This window comes from Streptomyces sp. NK15101 (genome assembly GCF_020400725.1).
GTDB lineage: Bacteria > Actinomycetota > Actinomycetes > Streptomycetales > Streptomycetaceae > Streptomyces.
Genome location: NZ_JAINVG010000087.1, coordinates 1 through 14,365 on the forward strand (window position 1 = coordinate 1; position 14,365 = coordinate 14,365).

At 75.0% G+C, this 14,365-nt stretch carries 11 protein-coding genes; 5 read left to right on the forward strand and 6 right to left on the reverse strand.

Features of this window, described 5'->3' with window-relative positions; translation table 11 throughout:
* Together K7G60_RS31755 and K7G60_RS31760 are read right to left on the reverse strand one after the other, a co-directional pair.
* Positions 1-985, reverse strand: a 985-nt coding sequence (locus K7G60_RS31755) for an SWF or SNF family helicase (RefSeq protein WP_225804419.1), incomplete at its 3' end; no start/stop codon positions are given.
* Entirely contained in the window at positions 982-4,008 is a 3,027-nt protein-coding gene (locus tag K7G60_RS31760) for a DEAD/DEAH box helicase (protein ID WP_374115717.1), read from the reverse strand. The genes K7G60_RS31755 and K7G60_RS31760, both read right to left, overlap by 4 nt.
* A 280-nt stretch (positions 4,009-4,288) precedes the next feature.
* Between K7G60_RS31760 and K7G60_RS31765 the strand changes: the two genes are divergently transcribed.
* Together K7G60_RS31765 and K7G60_RS31770 are read left to right on the forward strand one after the other, a co-directional pair.
* Entirely contained in the window at positions 4,289-5,377 is a 1,089-nt protein-coding gene (locus K7G60_RS31765) for an acyl-CoA desaturase (RefSeq protein WP_225804420.1), read from the forward strand.
* An 89-nt stretch (positions 5,378-5,466) separates the two neighbouring features.
* Positions 5,467-6,012: an MOSC domain-containing protein gene (locus K7G60_RS31770; RefSeq protein ID WP_225804421.1), complete on the forward strand. Its 546-nt coding sequence runs from the start codon at positions 5,467-5,469 to the stop codon at positions 6,010-6,012.
* Positions 6,013-6,030: 18 nt separating this feature from the next.
* On the opposite strand, the gene K7G60_RS31775 is transcribed toward K7G60_RS31770, so the two are convergent.
* From K7G60_RS31775 to K7G60_RS31790, 4 genes are all read right to left on the reverse strand, one after another.
* Positions 6,031-7,407, reverse strand: a complete 1,377-nt coding sequence (locus K7G60_RS31775) for a tannase/feruloyl esterase family alpha/beta hydrolase (protein WP_225804422.1) — start codon at positions 7,405-7,407, stop codon at positions 6,031-6,033.
* 235 nt (positions 7,408-7,642) lie between these two features.
* Positions 7,643-8,467, reverse strand: a complete 825-nt coding sequence (locus K7G60_RS31780; protein ID WP_225804423.1) for a hypothetical protein — start codon at positions 8,465-8,467, stop codon at positions 7,643-7,645.
* Positions 8,468-8,566: 99 nt separating this feature from the next.
* Positions 8,567-8,902 (reverse strand): hypothetical protein, encoded by a 336-nt coding sequence (locus K7G60_RS31785; RefSeq protein ID WP_225804424.1) that lies wholly within the window; start codon positions 8,900-8,902, stop codon positions 8,567-8,569.
* Between the two features lie 195 nt (positions 8,903-9,097).
* The gene (locus tag K7G60_RS31790) at positions 9,098-9,703 is read right to left on the reverse strand and encodes a class I SAM-dependent methyltransferase (protein ID WP_225804425.1); all 606 of its coding nucleotides are present in this window, start codon (positions 9,701-9,703) and stop codon (positions 9,098-9,100) included.
* A gap of 161 nt (positions 9,704-9,864) precedes the next feature.
* Between K7G60_RS31790 and K7G60_RS31795 the strand changes: the two genes are divergently transcribed.
* The 3 genes from K7G60_RS31795 (at position 9,865) to K7G60_RS31805 (ending at position 14,352) form a co-directional block, all read left to right on the forward strand.
* The gene (locus tag K7G60_RS31795) at positions 9,865-10,698 is read left to right on the forward strand and encodes an MHYT domain-containing protein (RefSeq protein ID WP_225804426.1); all 834 of its coding nucleotides are present in this window, start codon (positions 9,865-9,867) and stop codon (positions 10,696-10,698) included.
* A 103-nt stretch (positions 10,699-10,801) separates the two neighbouring features.
* Complete coding sequence (locus tag K7G60_RS31800; RefSeq protein WP_225804427.1) at positions 10,802-13,921, forward strand: nitrate- and nitrite sensing domain-containing protein; 3,120 nt, start codon at positions 10,802-10,804, stop codon at positions 13,919-13,921.
* Positions 13,918-14,352 (forward strand): roadblock/LC7 domain-containing protein, encoded by a 435-nt coding sequence (locus K7G60_RS31805; protein ID WP_225804428.1) that lies wholly within the window; start codon positions 13,918-13,920, stop codon positions 14,350-14,352. Before K7G60_RS31800 ends, K7G60_RS31805 begins: the two co-directional genes overlap by 4 nt.
* The last annotated feature ends 13 nt before the right edge of the window (positions 14,353-14,365 follow it).

Sequence of the window (14,365 nt, forward strand, 5' to 3'; positions counted from 1 at the left end):
GGCCCCCCCCGGCGAGCCGTGCCGCGTCCTGGGCGACCGTCAGGGGTGGCGGACGCGGCAGGCGCGTCCCGACCGGAGCGGTCGCGCCCCCGGAGCCCGACAGCTCGCCGAGCAGCCGGTGCGCGCGTGCCGCCGCGTCGGCCGCGAGGAACTCGAGGGCCGCGGGGTCGACCCCCGGCTCCGGCGGCGTGTCCGTGTCCAGGGACGGCGGTCGCCCCGGCGCGGCCGGGGCGACCGGAGGGGCGGGCAGCGGAGGCACGAGGAAGCCCGCGGCGAACGCCTCCTCGGCCGACACGCCGGGCATCCCGTCGGCCCCTACGGATCCGTCGCCCGGCGCGTCGCAGGTCTCCGCCCCGCCCCGCGCGGACGGCGCGGCGGCCCGTGCGGCACTGCGCGCCTGCAACTGCTCCAGAAGGACGCGCTCGCCCCGCCCGCGCATCAGGAGGAGCACGAACGGGTCCTCGTCGAGAAGTCGGGCGACCTGATAGCAGAGCGCCGCCGTGTGCGAGCAGTGGTCCCAGGCCCCGCAGCCGCACTCCGCGTCGAGATCCCCGATGCCCGGCAGCAGGTCGAGACCGGCCGCCGCCGCGTCCTCCACCAGGTGCGGCGGCATCTCGCGGTCGAGGAGCGCGGCGATGTGTCCCGCGCTGTCCACGGCGAGGTCGAGGAGCCGTTCCCACTGCTCCTCCGAGAACTCCCGCACCAGCACGTCGCCGCGGTACGCCGTGCCGTCGCGGTCCTTGACCATCGCGGTGATCCGGCCGGGCCGCACCGAGACGGCGCCGACCGCCCCCGCGCGCGCGTGTCGGCGCCCCGCCTTGAGCTGTTGCCCGTCGAGGGCCGTGTCCTCCAAGGCCTTCAGCCACGCCCGTCCCCACCAGGTGCGGGTGAACCCGCCGCCGCGCACCGGCGGCAGCGCCTCGAAGGTCCGCTCGTCGTCCCCGTGGCCGTGCCCCCGGCCGCGCCCCTGTCCGTGCTCGCTCATCGTCCGTCCCCTCGCAGTCGCACCAGCTCCGCCAGTTCGGCATCGGTCAGTTCGGTCAGTTCAGGCGGGGCGTCCCCGCCGGTTCCGAGGACGCTGTCCGCCAGCTCGCGCTTGCGGTCGAGCATCGCGGCGATCCGGTCCTCGATCGTGCCCTCGGCGATGAGCCGGTGGACCTGCACCGGCCGGTCCTGCCCGATCCGGTAGGCGCGGTCGGTGGCCTGTGCCTCCACGGCCGGGTTCCACCAGCGGTCGTAGTGCACGACGTGCTCGGCGCGGGTCAGGTTGAGCCCCGTCCCGGCGGCCTTCAGGGAGAGGATGAAGACCGGGACGTCCCCGTTCTGGAAGCGGGCGACCATCGCCTCGCGCTCGGCGACCGGCGTGCCGCCGTGGAGGAACTGCGTCCGTACGCCCCGCGCCGCGAGATGCGCCTCCAGGATCCGGGCCATTCCCACGTACTGGGTGAAGACCAGGGTGCACGCGCCCTCGGCGAGGATCGTGTCGAGGAGTTCGTCGAGCAGCTCCAGCTTGCCCGAGCGGCCCTCGATCCTGGGCCGCTTCTCCTTGAGGTACTGGGCGGGGTGGTTGCAGATCTGCTTGAGGCCCGTCAGGAGCTTCACGACGAGGCCGCGGCGCTCCATGCCGTCGGCTTCGGCGATCGCCGCGAGGGTCTCCCGTACCACCGCCTCGTACAGACCGGTCTGTTCGGGCGTGAGGGAGACGGTCCGGTCGGTCTCGGTCTTCGGCGGCAGCTCGGGGGCGATGCCGGGATCGGACTTGCGGCGGCGCAGCAGGAAGGGGCGCACGAGGGCGGCGAGCCGCTCGGCGGCGGCCGGGTCCCGCCCGCCCTCGACGGCGGCGGCGAACCGGGTCCGGAAGGCGCCCAGACCGCCGAGGAGTCCCGGCGTGGTCCAGTCGAGGATCGCCCACAGTTCGGAGAGGTTGTTCTCCACCGGCGTGCCGGACAGCGCCACGCGCGCGCGTGCCCCGATGGTCCGCAGCTGACGGGCCGTCGCCGAGTACGGGTTCTTGACGTGCTGCGCCTCGTCGGCGACGACGAGTCCCCAGTTCCGGGCGGCGAGCCGCTCGGCGTCCAGCCGCATGGTGCCGTACGTGGTGAGCACGAAGCCGCCGTCGGCGAGCTCCTCCAGGTCACGGGCCGCGCCGTGGAAACGGCGCACCGGGGTGCCGGGCGCGAACTTCTCGATCTCCCGCTGCCAGTTGCCCATGAGCGAGGTCGGACAGACGACGAGAGTCGGCCCGGCGGACGCAGGGTCGGTCTGCCGGTGCAGGTGCAGGGCGATGACCGTGATCGTCTTGCCGAGTCCCATGTCGTCGGCGAGGCAGCCGCCGAGGCCGAGCGAGGTCATCCGGTGGAGCCAGTCGAGTCCGCGCAGCTGGTAGTCGCGCAGGGTGGCGGCGAGCGCCGGCGGCTGCGTGATCTCCGGCCGGCCGCCCTCGGGTTCGGCGAGCCGTTCCCGCAGGCGCTCCAGCCAGCCCGTCGCGGCCACCTCGACGGGGTGCCCGTCGACCTCGGTCGTGCCGGTGAGGACGGCCGAGAGGGCGTCCACCGGGGTGACCTTGCGGTCCTGGTGGGCCCGGGCCCGGTGCACCTCGGCCGGGTCGACGAGGACCCAGCGGTCGCGCAGCCGTACGAGCGGCCGTCCCGTCTCGGCGAGCCGGTCGAGCTCGGCCCGGGTGAGCTCGTGGTCGCCCACGGCGAAGCGCCAGTTGAAGGCGAGCAGGGAGTCGGCGGCGAGGAAGGAGGGCAGCCCGGAGGCACGGCCGGCATCGGCGGGGTGCGAGGCGTCGGTGACGTCGGCGTCGGGCCCGAGGCCGTCACGGAGTGCCGAGCCCGCGGCGCCGGTGCCCGCTCCGAAGGCTGTTCCGGCGCCGCCTCCGGCCCCCTCCGGGCCGATCACGGCGCGGGCGGTGAGCCGGTCGGCCAGTTCACGCGGCCAGTGGATCCGGACACCCGCCGCCGCGAGGGCCTCGGCCGCCGGGCCGAGGAGCTCCGCGACCTCCTCGTCGGCGAGTTCGACGGTGTCGGGCACGGCCGCCGACAGGAGCGGGGAGAGCGGAGGCCAGGCACGGGCGGCACGCCGGAGGGCGAGGAGGGCGTCCATCCGGGCCCGGGGTCCGAACACGGCCCCGGCGCGGCCGGAGCCCGCCCAGACCTCCGCCGCGTCCGCGACCAGGGCCGGATCGGCGGCCCCGTGCAGCTGGAGCACCGCCCGGAAGGCGGGCGCTTCCCGGGACTCCGTGGTGAAACCGGGCAGTTCGAGCCGGAGCGAGAGCCGGACGCCGGCGTCGTGCACGGCCGCCACGTCGGCGGCCCACGCCCGTTGCCCGGGGATCGTCTGCGGTGCGTCGGCCGCGAAGGCGGGCCCACCGGCCGCGAGCGGGGCCGCCGGGGTGCGGGGCAGCGTGTCGGCCACCGCGTCGGCGAAGGCACGCAGCAGCGCCTCGGGCTCGGGCATCAGCAGCGGCGGCGCGTCGTCGGTCGGGGGTACGCGGACGGGCAGGGGTACGGCGTGCGCGACCGGTGGCATCGACGCGGCGAGCGTGCGGAGTTCGGCCAGTTCCCCGGGGCCGAGCGGCCCGACGCGCCACGCGTCGTGGTCGCCGGGCGTGAGGCCGGGCAGCAGCAGGCCGCGCGCGACGAGGTCCAGGGCGAAGAGGGACGCGGCGCCCCAGAACGCGGTCGCGGGGGAGGCGGAGTCCGAGAACCGGGCGCGGGCGAGGAACGGCAGGGCGTCCCGTACGGACAGGGTTCGGGCGGGGACGGTCACGGCCCGGAGCGAGTCCCCGTCGACGACGCTGATCTCGGTGTCGCCCGGGCGGCCGTCATGGGCGGCACGGGCGTCCGGCAGGGACTCGTCGTCCGGTGACCAGAAGGCGATCCGTCCGGCGCGCGGCGGATCGGCGGGCAGGAAGACGGCGGAGTGGCGGAGGAGTTCGGGCGAGGGGGAGAGGTCCTGGGCGGGTTCGCGGGCGGAATCATCGGGTCCGTGCGAGAGCGACAACGCATTCCTCAAATTTGACTACCTGGAGGCCGAGTCGCCGAGGATACCCCACGAAGTCGCCGGGAGTGGACCTCCTTCAAGTGATCCGCGCCACAGCGGCCCGCCCCTCGTGAAGGGGTGGGGCTCGCCCCACCCCCGCCCCCCGGCGCACCCCCGGCAGTGGACGGGTGGTGACGCCATGGTCCCGGGCGAGCACGGATCCGTACGTTCTCGGTAGGCGCCCAGAGACCAGAACCGGCCGTGCACCCACGGCACCGACCGACAGAAACCGGAGCCCGTCATGTCCCAGGCCACCGTCCTGCCCCCGGCCGCCGCCCCCGCCGCGGCGTCCGTCCGCGCCCGGGGCGGCAGCGAGTTCACCCCGCTCCTGAGGACGGTCAGGGAACAGGGCCTCCTCGAACACCGCCCCGGCTGGTACGCCCGCGGCATCGTCGTCAACCTCCTCGGCATCGCCGCCGTGGCGGCCGGGCTCGCCCTGATCGGGCCCTCCTGGTGGGCGCTGCCGCTCGCGGTCCCCCTCGCCCTGTTCTCCGCACGCGCCGCCTTCGTCGGACACGACGCCGGCCACGCCCAGATCACCCCGAACCGCAAGGCGAGCCGGATCCTCCAGCTCGTCCACGCGAACCTCCTCCTGGGCATGAGCCGGGAGTGGTGGAACGACAAGCACAACCGTCACCACGCCCACCCCAACCACCTCGACAAGGACCCGGACGTCGCCGCCGACATCCTCGTCTTCGCCGAGCACCAGACGGCGGGCCGCACGGGCCTGCGCGGATTCCTCACCCGCCACCAGGCCTGGCTGTTCTTCCCGCTGACCACCCTGGAGGGCATCGCGCTCAAGGTGTACGGGGTCCAGGCCCTGCTCGCGAAGGACGGCCCGCACCGCGACGGGCGCGAGCGGATCGTCGAAGGAGCCCTGCTCCTCGCCCACTTCGCCGGACACGCGGCGCTGCTCCTCACCCTCCTGACGCCCGCCCAGGCCCTCGTCTTCGCCCTCGTCCACCAGATGCTCCTCGGCGTGCACCTCGGCATGGCCTTCGCCCCCAACCACAAGGGCATGGACCGGCCGGACGAGCACGCGGACGGCGACAGCTGGGGACACCTGCGCCGCCAGGTCCTCACCTCGCGCAACATCCGCGGCGGCGCCCTGACCGACTGGTTCCTCGGCGGCCTCAACTACCAGGTCGAGCACCACCTCTTCCCGAGCATGCCGCGCCCGAACCTCCGCCTGGCCCAGCCCGCCGTCCGGGCCCACTGCGCCGCTCTGGGCGTCCCGTACACGGAGACCGGTTTCGTGGACTCGTACCGCCAGGCCCTCGGCCATCTGCGCGAGGTGGGGGCGCCGCTCCGCGGCGAGGACGCGGAGTAGGGTCGTACAGCGAGGCGCGATGTGATCATCGGTCCGGGAGGGGCGGCGGAGAGCCGCTCCCCGGACCGGAGGAGAAGGGGGCTCTCACCATGACCAGCGGTACCGTCACCACGGTCAGCAGCAACGGCACGTACTCGTTCACCAAGCCCAACCGGGAGGGCATCACCCTCCTCGCCGGGCTCGGTGTGGAGGGCGACGTCCACGCGGGCGTGACGGTGAAGCACCGGTCCCGCGTCGCGCAGGACCCCACCCAGCCCAACCTCCGTCAGGTCCACCTCATCCACGCCGAGCTCTTCGACGAGGTGGCGGGCGCCGGCTTCGAGGTCGCCCCCGGCGACCTCGGCGAGAACGTCACGACCCGGGGGATCGACCTCCTCTCCCTGCCCACCGGCACCCTCCTCCACCTCGGCGCGGAGGCCGTCGTCGAGGTCACCGGACTGCGCAACCCCTGTGCGCAGATCGACGGCTTCCGGCACGGCCTGCTCAAGCAGGTCCTCGGCCGCGACGAGAACGGCGAGATCGTGCGCAAGGCGGGCATCATGGGCGTCGTGCTCACCGGTGGGCAGGTGCGGCCCGGCGACCCGATCCGGGCCGAACTGCCGCCGGAGCCGCACCGCCCGCTGGAGCGGGTCTGAGCCGCCCGAAGCCCCCGCTCACCCCTCCAGGGCGCAGGAGTCGACCACGTCGCCGCTCGCGGGTCGCGGGATCGTGCGGTCCGCGGGAGGCGCCGTGCCCTCCTCGACCCAGCGCGTCAGGGCGTCGAACGCGGAGCGGTAGCACGGCAGGATCGGCCGCAGCCGGTCCGGGTACGTGTCGTACAGACCGTCCGTGTGCGTCCCGTCCTGCACCCGGTAGTAGCGGTGCAGCCCGTCCCGGCCCCGCGCGTCGATCATCCGTTCGTACACGTCGGAGTCCGTGGCGATCGGCAGCAGGGTGTCGAGATCGCCGTGGAGCGTGATCAGCGGCTTGCCGATCCTTCCGGTGAGCGCGACCTTCGCGACCGCGCGGTGGACGGCCGCCGGCCGGGAGGCGTAGTCGTAGGCGGCGTCCGAGGCGCAGGGCGCCAGGATCTGCTCCACGGTCCCGCCGGCGGTGGAGCCGGGGCAGGCCGGGTCGTACGCGGGGTCGAACTCGGCCCGGAAGAGCTTCTGCGTCAGACCCCAGTAGGCCTTCTCGTGGTACGGCCACAGGAAGCGCGAGCCCGGTGCGAAGCCCGCCGCGATCAGGTCCTCGTCATCGGCGAGACCCCGGGACCGGGCCACCGTCACCGGCAGGCTCGTCAGGAGGTTCGGGCCGCGTGCCGTCCACAGCACGCCCTCCCAGTCGACCCCGCCGTCGTACAGCTCGGGTCTGTTCTCCAGCTGCCAGCGCGTGAGGTAGCCGGCGTTGGAGATGCCGGTCATGTACGTGCGCTCCGGAGCCCGGCCGTACCGCTGCCGTACGACCTTCTTGGCGGCTCGCGTCAGCTCGGTCACGCGGCGGTTCCACTCGGCGACCGCGTCGCCCGGCTCCCGCCCGTCGGTGAAGAAGTCCGGTCCCGTGTTGCCCTTGTCGGTGGCGGCGTAGGCGAAGCCCCGGGCGAGCACCTGGTCGGAGATCAGCGCGTCCGTGGAGTACTGGCGCCGGCTGCCTGGGGCGCCGGTGACGACGAGCCCGCCGTTCCAGCGGTCGGGCAGCCGGATGACGAACTGCGCGTCATGGGCCCAGCCGTGGGTGGTGTTGAGGCGGGAGTCGTCGGGGAAGTAGCCGTCGACCTGGATGCCGGGCACTCCCGAGGGGTTACGGGTCGCCTTCGCGGCGAGACCGGCCTGGTCCGCCAGGTCGGTGTACGGGGTGCCGGCGAGCCCGGCGGTCGTCAGGTCCTCCAGACAGGCGGACTGCCGGCGCTCGGCGCCGGGCACGTGGATCCGGTCCTGGCGTGCGCAGTGCGCGGCGGCCGGCGCTTCGGCCCCGGCGGGACCCGCCGGGGCGAGGACGGTGACGCCGGTGAGGAGCGCGGTGAACAAGGAGACGCCTGGGAACAGGCGCATGGCGGGCCTCCGGTGGGGCGACGGGAAAGAGGTGCGGCGCCACATCGTGCGGCGCGCACCTGCCGTCGGACCATGGCTCGGAACCACACCTCGGACCGTCGTCCTATGGGGAGCAGAGACGGGTCCGGGGCGGGCGGAGGTCCTCAGGAGGAGCGCATGGCCGTCGCTTCGGGCACTGCGAGGAGGTCTTCAAGGGGAGCGCACGGCCGTCGCGCCGAGTGCCGCGAGAGGGTCTTCAGGAGGAGCGCACGGCCGTGGCGTCGAGCGCTTCGAGGAGCGCGGGCAGCCGTGGGCCCCGCGTCACGGGCAACACCTCGCGCGGCAGTTCGTCGAGGAGGACGAACGCCATGTCGTCGGCCTTGGCCACGAGCGACCAGCCCGGACCGTCGGCACGCAGCACCCCGGAGGCCGACCGCACCCGCCCCACCGGCGGTGGCTCCTCCAGATAGCCGCGCAGCTCGTGCAGGGCCTTCCTGACCCCGGTGGACGACGCGGCGACGGCGGTGTCGGCTGCCGTGGTCCCCGTGCCGGGGGCCGCCGCCGAGGTCGGCCCTCCGGCCGTGCCCTCGCCGTCCACCCGGGCCCGCCAGGCGTCCCACTGGAGCGCCACCTCGTCGGCGCCCAGCCGGCGCTGCGCCGGCCCCCACTCCTCGCCGGAGGGCGGGGCCAGCGGTGCGGGATCGCCCTCCTCGGGCTCCGGGTCGTGCGGGGCCGGGACGCCCGGGGCGACGGTCGCCACGGGCAGCGGCCAGCCCGGCAGTCCGGCCACCACCGAACGCTCGTCGGGGGAGAGGTCGTAGGCCATGCCGCAGTCCCAGGAGGAGATGGCCACCGCGACGAGCGACACGTCGTCGACGACGACCGTCCAGCGGGCCCCGTGCCCGTCCTGGCCGAACACGAGTCCGTACCCCTCGGCGTCCGGCCGCAGGCCCAGCGCGGCGCAGGCCGCCGGGTAGTCGTCACCGAGCACGCTCGGGAAGCGCCCCGGCGTCAGCAGTGCCGCGGTCAGCACAAAGAGCGCGTCGGCGTCGGCCTCGGCGATCGGGTCCGTCCCGGCCACGGCATCCTCCCCATCTGGTCGTCGGCGCACCTTAACCAGTGGGTAACCCGCGCGTCGAGGGTCTCCACCAGGGAACCTCGCCTCTTCGGACCCCCTCCGTCAGCCGTCACCGGCCCGGCGGGCCGGCGACTGGTCGCGCAGGCCGAGCAGCGAGCGGGCCACGGTGCTCGGAGACTGGTTCCGTTCCCGGGCGAGGGTGATCAGGGCCCGGCAGGCCAGTTCGTTGATGCCGAAGGAGAGCATGCCGGGGGAGACCCGGCTCGCCGCCTCCTCCGCCCTGGCCGGGTCGTCCTCGGCGCAGGCGGCCACGTACTCGGCGGCGGCCTCGAAGAGGTTGTGCCCCTGTCGGGGACGCGGTGGCGCCGGCGCGGAGGAGTCGGGCGCCTTCCGGCCGGAGGGGAGGAGTCTGCGCAGTCTTTCCGGAACTCGTGCCACGGCTCGCCGCCTTTCCCGGGCACGACTGCCCGGCATCTCCACGGTAGACAGTGAAGTGCCGGTAAAGAAGGGGGCGTTGGCATCCGTGACGGGCATGTGGGGGCGCACCCGGCGGCTCGGTCGGTGGGCGGGGGAAATTGAGCGGGGCGGGCCCCCGCCCCCGCCCCGTGCCGCAGCCTTCGTCCGCGACGGGCCTCAGGCCTCGCGGACCGCGAGGGCCAGGTAGCGCGCGTCCTCGTCGACGTAGTCGACGAGCCGCCAGCCGGCCTCGGCGAGCAGGGGACGCAGCCGGGGCTCGGCGCGCAGGTCGTCCGGCGTGATCTGCCGGCCGTGACGGGCCGCGAGGGCGGCTCGCCCGATCGGGTGGAAGAGGGCGAGGCGGCCCCCGGGCCGTACGACGCGGGCGAGTTCCCGCAGGTCGGAGGCGGGGTCCGCGAGGTGCGAGATGAGCCCCGCCCCGAACACGGCGTCGAGCGCGCCGTCGCGCACCGGGAGCCGGCCGACATCGGCGAGCAGCAGCGTCCCGCCCTCCTCGCCGTCGCGTCCGGCGGCGACGGCCCGTTCGAGCATCTCGGGGGTGAGATCGGCGCCGAGCACCGTGCCGGAGGGGCCGACGGCGGCCCGGAGCGGCGGGAGCGCCCGGCCGGTTCCGCAGCCGGCGTCCAGCACGGCGTCGCCGGGGCGCAGGCCGAGCTCGCCCACGGCGGCGGCGTACGCGGGACTGTCGTCGGGGAACCGGCTGTCCCAGTCGGCGGCGCGGGCGCCGAAGAACTCTCGTACCTGTGTGGGGTCATAGCTCATGTGTTCATGATCTCGCAGGATTCGACACTCGGAGGGATGAGCGTTCTGTGTGCCCGTTCGAGCTCGGCCTGATCGTTCGGAACCACCTCTCTGTCATATTCCAGCAGCTTTCGAAATGCGCCCCCGGTGCGCCCCCCGATGCGCACTAGCGTCCCTGAGCCATGGGACACCTGGACCACGCCACCTTCGGCTGGCTGACACCCGTGCTGTCGTACGCGATGGCATGCATCGGCGCCGCCCTGGGGCTGCGCTGCACCGTGCGAGCGCTCGACGCGACCGGCCGGTCGCGTCGCAACTGGCTGATCACCGCCGCCTCCGCGATCGGCACCGGCATCTGGACCATGCACTTCGTGGCGATGCTCGGATTCGGCGTGACGGGCACCGACATCCGGTACGACGTTCCGCTCACCCTCCTCAGCCTCGTCATGGCGATGGCCGTCGTGGGAGTCGGCGTCTTCGCCGTCGGCTACGGACGCGACCGGGTCCGCTCGCTCCTCATCGGCGGTCTGACCACGGGCGTCGGCGTGGCGAGCATGCACTACATGGGCATGGCCGCGCTACGGCTCCACGGGCAGGTGCGGTACGACCCGCTCCTCGTCGGACTCTCCGTCCTGATCGCCGTCGTCGCCGCAACGGCCGCCCTCTGGGCGGCGCTCAACATCCACTCGCCCGCGGCCGTGGCCGTCGCCTCGCTCGTGATGGGCGCGGCCGTCACGAGCATGCACTACACCGGCATGCTCGCCGTGCGGATCGAGGTCGTACCCTCCGCCGACGCCCTCCCGGGAGCCATGCTCATGCAGTTCGTCTTCCCCCTCGCCGTCGGACTCGGCTCGTACCTCTTCATCACCTCCGCCTTCGTCGCCCTCACTCCCACGGCCAGTGAGCGCACCGCGTACGCCGCGGCCGGACGTCTCGCCGAACCGGACGAGCTCACGGTCGACGTCGCCCCGCCCGGGTTCCGCGCCGGAGAAGCGGCCCGTACGCCCACGACCTGATCCGACCCCCCGGCGCGCCCCGCGCACGCCACGCCCTGCCCCTGACGTCCACCCCACCACGCCCCACCGCACCAGAGACAGACGCAGCCGGAACGAGGAGGCCATGCGAACTCCCCGCAAGACCAAGGACACCGAGGCGGTCACGCCGCCACCGGTGGCCGTGCGCGGGCGGCGCGCACACGCCGGCCCGCCCGCCGACGAGCCGGGGGAGCGGACCCCGGAGGCCCCGCCGACCGCCGGGCACACGGGCACCTCGATGCCGGGCACCGCCGCCGGGGGCGCCGACGCGTCCGCACACCCCTCGGAACCGGCCTCCCAAGGGCCTGCCGGACGGCCTTTCCGGCAGTCCGCCGAACGGCCCCGGGCGGCCGCCGGGCCTCCGCCGCCCGCCGGGCACCGCGTCCGTCCCGCGTTCCACGGGCTGCGCCCGCGCTCGGTCCGCGCCAAGATCGTCTCGCTCCTGATGGTCCCGGTCGTCTCGCTCCTCGCCCTCTGGGGCTTCGCCACCGTCACCACCGCGCAGGACATCGCCCGGCTCCGCCACCTCCAGCGCGTCGACGCCGAGATCCGCGAGCCCGTGACGGCCGCCCTCACCGCCCTCCAGGCCGAACGGCGCGCCGCGGTACGACAGGCCGCGGCGCCCGGTGCCACCCGTGCCGCCGAACTCGAGGACCGGATCCACCGGACGGACGCGGCCGTCGCCCGGCTCCGCCTGGACGACTCGCACACCGTCGGCGACACCGGCTACCTGCCCGGCGACGTCGCCGGGCGGGTGAGCGCGTTCGTCGGCAAGGTCGAGGGCCTCGCCCGGCTCCGCACCGCCGCTGCCGACGGGCGCGCCGACTGGGACGAGACGTACGAGGAGTACACGGACGCCGTCTCCGCCGCCTTCGCGGTCGGCGGCGCCCTCACCGGCATCCAGGACGCCGCGCAGGGGTCCGACGCGCGCGTCCTCCTCGAATTCGGCCGGGCCGGCGAGATGCTGTCCCGCGAGGACGCCCTCCTCACCTCCGCCCACCTCACCGGCAGGCTCTCCGCCGACCGGCTCCGCGACTTCGCCGGGGCCGTCGAGACCCGGCGCACCCTCACCGACTCGGCCACCGCCGACCTGCCCGCCGCCGCACGCGCCGCCTGGGCCCGTCTCTCCGCCGGTGACGACCACGCCCGGCTCACCCGGGCGGAGGACCGGGTCGGCGCCGCCGGCCCGGGCCGCCCCGCCGCCCAGGCGGTCACCTCCACCGAGTGGGACGACGCCCTCGCGGCCGTGCACGGCGGACTCGCCGCGATCGAGACCGACGCGCGCGACGCGGCCGCCGACCGCGCCGACCCCTTCGCCGGCGGCGCCCTCACGGCGGGCGGCGCGGCGGTCGTCCTCGGCCTCGCCGCCGTCGCGGCCTCGCTCGTCATCTCCGTGCGGATCGGCCGCGGCCTCGTCGTCGAGCTCGTCAGCCTCCGCAACACCGCCCTCGGCATCGCGCGCCGCAAACTCCCCGCCGCCATGCGCCGGCTCCGCGCGGGAGAGGAGATCGACGTCCAGGCCGAAGCGCCGCCGGGGCCCGCCTCCCAGGACGAGATCGGCCAGGTCGGCGAAGCCCTCACCACCGTCCACCGCGCGGCGCTCTCCGCCGCCGTCGAACGCGCCGAACTCGCCAGCGGCATCTCCGGGGTGTTCGTCAACCTCGCCCGTCGCAGCCAGGTACTCGTCCACCGCCAGCTCAACCTCCTGGACAGCATGGAGCGGCGCGCCGACGACCCCAACGAACTCGGCGACCTCTTCCGGCTCGACCACCTCACCACCCGTATGCGGCGCCACGCGGAGAGCCTGATCATCCTTTCCGGAGCCGCCCCCGGGCGCGCCTGGCGCATGCCCGTCCCCCTGACCAACGTCGTCCGCGCCGCCGTCTCCGAGATCGAGGACTACGCGCGCGTGGAGGTGCGCCGACTCCCCGAGACGGCCGTCGTCGGCGGGGCCGTCGCCGACCTCACCCACCTCCTGGCCGAACTCATCGAGAACGCCGCGCAGTTCTCCCCGCCCCACACCAAGGTCCGGGTCAGCGGCGAACCCGTCGGCAACGGCTACGCCCTGGAGATCGAGGACCGGGGACTCGGCATGGGCAAGGAGACCCTCGCCGAGGCGAACGCCCGCATCGCCCAGTCCGAGGCCCTCGACCTCTTCGACAGCGACCGGCTCGGCCTCTTCGTGGTCAGTCGCCTCTCCTCCCGCCACGACATCAAGGTCCATCTGAGGACGTCCCCCTACGGCGGCACCACCGCCGTCGTCCTGCTCCCAACCGACCTGCTCCAGGGTGCGCCGCCCGGCCGGGGGACGCCGGCGAGCGACTCCGACACGCCCCACGGCGGAACCCCGCGCGCGAGGGACCCCCGTGCACACGCGTCGGGCGGGCCGGCCGCCGACGCCGCACGGAGCGGGCTCCGACCCGCAGGGTCGCCGCACACGGACGACGAGCGCGCCGCACGGGAGCGCGAGGAGGCGCACCGCGCCGAGGCCCGCCGCTTCGGCCGCCCTCAGATCGCGCAGCCCGCCCCGCCCGCCCCGACGAACACCGCGCTCCCGGGGAACCCGGCCCCGTCCGCCGCGTCCGGAGGCCCGCCCGCCCCACAGCCGCAGGCGGGAACGCGGCCCGCGAGTCTGCCCCGGCAGACGGACGGATCGCGGCGCCAGGGTCCGCCGCAGTCCCCTCCGGCCTCCCGCCCGCAGCCGCCAGCACGCCCGACCGCCGTGCCCGCACTCGCGGTACGGCCGGAGCCCGCAGCCGCGTCCGCGTCCGCGCCCGCGTCCGCGCCCGCGTCCGCGTCCACACCCACACCCGCCTCCGCCTCCGCGGAAGTGACCGAACTCCGCCGCCGCGGCCCCTCCGTACCGACACCTCCGGCGGAGCAGCCGCCGGCCGCGCCGGCCGACCGGGCCGATACGGGGAGCGAACTGCCCCGTCGCGTCCGCCAGGCGAGTCTCGTTCCGCAGCTGCGCGAGGCACCCGCCCCGGCACCGGTGTCCGCACCGGTCGCACCCGGCACGGACGCACGCACCCCGGAACAGGTCCGGGACCGCATGGCGGCGTACCGGGACGGCTGGCAGCGGGGCGGCGGTGCCGTCCCGGGCGCCAGGCGGCCCCTCGGCACGGGCTTCGGAACCGGCACGGGCCACGGACCCGGCCACGGCACCGCACCTCTCGACCCTCGCTCCGAAGGAGACGACGCATGATCGACCACGAGCGGATCTCGCACCACCGGTCCGGCGAACTGGACTGGCTCCTCGACGACCTCGCCATGCGGGTCCGCGAGGTCCGTCACACCGTGGTGCTCTCGAACGACGGACTCGCCGTGGGCGCCTCCAACGGGCTCAGCCGTGAGGACGCCGAGCACCTGGCCGCCATCGCCTCCGGCTTCCACAGCCTCGCCAAGGGCGCCGGACGGCAGTTCCACACCGGCGGAGTCCGCCAGACGATGGTCGAGATGGACGACGGCTTCCTCTTCGTCGCCGCGGCGGGAGACGGCTCCTGCCTCGCCGTCCTCAGCTCCGCGAGCGCCGACATCGGCCTCATCGCCTACGAGATGGCCCGGCTCGTGAAGCGCGTCGGCGAGCACCTGCACACCCCGCCGCGCCTCGCGGCGACCCCGCCGGCCGCCGGCTGACCCGGAGGGACCC

Bases quoted from the DNA above. Each gene is read 5' to 3' on its own strand.
- K7G60_RS31805 (WP_225804428.1), top strand. From the start codon at position 13,918: ATGATCGACCACGAGCGGATCTCGCACCACCGGTCCGGCGAACTGGAC.
- K7G60_RS31800 (WP_225804427.1), top strand. From the start codon at position 10,802: ATGCGAACTCCCCGCAAGACCAAGGACACCGAGGCGGTCACGCCGCCA.
- K7G60_RS31770 (WP_225804421.1), top strand. From the start codon at position 5,467: ATGACCAGCGGTACCGTCACCACGGTCAGCAGCAACGGCACGTACTCG.
- K7G60_RS31790 (WP_225804425.1), bottom strand. From the start codon at position 9,703: ATGAGCTATGACCCCACACAGGTACGAGAGTTCTTCGGCGCCCGCGCC.
- K7G60_RS31765 (WP_225804420.1), top strand. From the start codon at position 4,289: ATGTCCCAGGCCACCGTCCTGCCCCCGGCCGCCGCCCCCGCCGCGGCG.
- K7G60_RS31775 (WP_225804422.1), bottom strand. From the start codon at position 7,407: ATGCGCCTGTTCCCAGGCGTCTCCTTGTTCACCGCGCTCCTCACCGGC.
- K7G60_RS31795 (WP_225804426.1), top strand. From the start codon at position 9,865: ATGGGACACCTGGACCACGCCACCTTCGGCTGGCTGACACCCGTGCTG.